This window comes from Arthrobacter sp. MP_M4 (genome assembly GCF_035984855.1).
In the GTDB taxonomy this organism is placed as follows: Bacteria; Actinomycetota; Actinomycetes; order Actinomycetales; family Micrococcaceae; genus Arthrobacter.
Genome location: NZ_JAXCHX010000058.1, coordinates 1 through 2,133 on the forward strand (window position 1 = coordinate 1; position 2,133 = coordinate 2,133).

At 65.2% G+C, this 2,133-nt stretch carries 2 protein-coding genes; both read left to right on the plus strand.

Translation table 11 applies throughout. The features are described from left to right. Window positions 1-68 precede the first annotated feature (68 nt). The gene (gene istA / locus RCH15_RS18955; RefSeq protein ID WP_326962201.1) at window positions 69-1,313 is read left to right on the plus strand and encodes an IS21 family transposase; all 1,245 of its coding nucleotides are present in this window, start codon (window positions 69-71) and stop codon (window positions 1,311-1,313) included. Next, on the plus strand, window positions 1,310-2,068 hold the full coding sequence (gene istB / locus RCH15_RS18960; protein WP_326962202.1) for an IS21-like element helper ATPase IstB: 759 nt from the start codon (window positions 1,310-1,312) through the stop codon (window positions 2,066-2,068). Before istA ends, istB begins: the two co-directional genes overlap by 4 nt. Window positions 2,069-2,133 lie beyond the last annotated feature (65 nt).

Sequence of the window (2,133 nt, forward strand, 5' to 3'; positions counted from 1 at the left end):
TGTTAACGCCAACCGAAAATAGGGCCAGAAACGCCAACTGAAAATAGGGCCACCGACCATCATGGAAGGTGATCAATTTGGATGATTGGGCGGAGATACGCCACCTGTTTTCGACGGGCAAGCACTCGAAGCGTGAGATCGGCAGGATCGTGGGGGTTTCCCGCGGAACGGTTGACCGGGCGCTGGAGTCGGACCGGGCTCCGAAGTACCAGCGGGCGGCCGGAGTATCGAGTTTTGATGCGTTTGCTCCCAGGGTGCGGGAGCTGTTGGTGAAGACGCCGACGATGCCGGCCGCAACGCTCGCGGAGCGGGTGGGCTGGTCCGGTTCCGCGTCGCTGTTCCGGGCGAAGGTCGCCGCGATCCGGCCTGAATATGCGCCGCCGGACCCGGCTGACCGTCTGGTCCACGAGCCGGGGTTCCAGGTCCAGTGCGATCTCTGGTTCCCGCACGAGCCGCTGCCCGTCGGTGCAGGCCAGAACGACACGCCACCGGTGCTGGTGATGACTTCGGCGTTCTCGGGATTCGTCCAGGCACGGATGCTGCCCTCACGGACGACGCCGGACCTTTTGGGCGGAATGTGGACTCTTCTCCAGGACGCGCAGGCTGTTCCGTCCCGGCTGCTGTGGGACAACGAGTCCGGCATCGGCCGGCGCCGGCCCACCCAGCCGGTGGCCGCGTTCGCCGGGTCCCTCGGGCTGGAGATCAAGCTGCTGCCGCCGCGGGATCCGGAGTCCAAGGGCATGGTCGAGCGGATGAACAGGTTCTTCCGGCAACGCTTCATGCCGGGCCGGGACTTCCGCTCACCAGTGGATTTCAACGGCCAGCTGGAGGACTGGCTGCCCAAGGCCAACCACCGGTACTCCCGGTCCCGCCACGGCCGCCCTGACGAGCTGATCGTCCTGGACCGGGAAAGGATGCGGGAACTGCCGCCGGTAAGCCCGGAAACGGCGTTCCGCAACGCGGTGCGGCTGCCACGGGATTACTACGTGCGGGTGTTCTCCAACGACTATTCCGTGGACCCGTCGTTCATTGGGCGGATCGTTGATGTCATCGCTGATCTGGACACTGTCTGGGTCACCCATGACGGCGTCATCATCGCCACGCACGTCCGGGCCTGGGCCCGGCATCTGGTGGTGACCGATCCGGCCCACGTGGCCCGCGCGGCGGTGATGCGCCGGGACTTCCGGACCCAGCGGGTGCGCCGTCCCGAACCGCCAGAATCTGTGGAGGTGCGGGATCTGGCCGCCTATGACGAGATCTTCGGCATCGACCTCGGCCAGCAGCCGAACCTGGTCCTGGAGGTGGTCTCATGACCGGGACACCGTCACAGATCGAGTACTACGCCCGGGCTCTGCGCGCGCCACGGATCAGCGATGGGTTCCGCCGTCTCGGGGACCAGGCCCGGGACGCCGGCTGGTCGCACGAGGAGTACCTGGCCGCCGTGCTCTCCCGTGAAGTCTCCGAACGCGAAGCCTCCGGAGCGGCGACCCGGATCAAAGCCGCGAGGTTCCCGGCGCACAAGGACCTCGAGGAGTTCAACTTCGACCACCAGCCCTCCGCGGACCGGAACCTTATCGCGCATCTGGGCACCGGCGTCTTCCTTGCCGAGGCCAAGAACGTGGTCCTGCTCGGGCCTCCCGGCACCGGCAAAACCCATCTCGCGGTCGGAATCGGCATCAAGGCAGCCAAGGCCGGGCACAGGGTCCTCTTCGACTCCGCGACCGGCTGGGTCGCCCGGCTGCAGGAGGCTCATTCCCGCGGGAAACTCGCCCAGGAACTGGTGAAACTACGCCGCTACGGGCTCCTCATAATCGACGAAGTAGGCTATATCCCGTTTGACCAGGACGCCGCCAACCTGTTCTTCCAGCTGGTCTCCAGCCGCTACGAACACGCCTCGATGATCCTGACGTCCAACCTACCCTTCGCCCGCTGGGGCGACGTCTTCGGGGACCTGACCATCGCCTCGGCCATGATCGACCGGATCGTCCACCACGCCGACGTCATCAGCCTCAAAGGCAACAGCTACCGACTCAAAAAACACCAACCCGCCGCCGGTACGGCACAATAGAACGAACAACAAGTGGCCCTGTTTTCAAATGGCACTAATGGCCCTGTTTTGGGTTGGCGTTAACA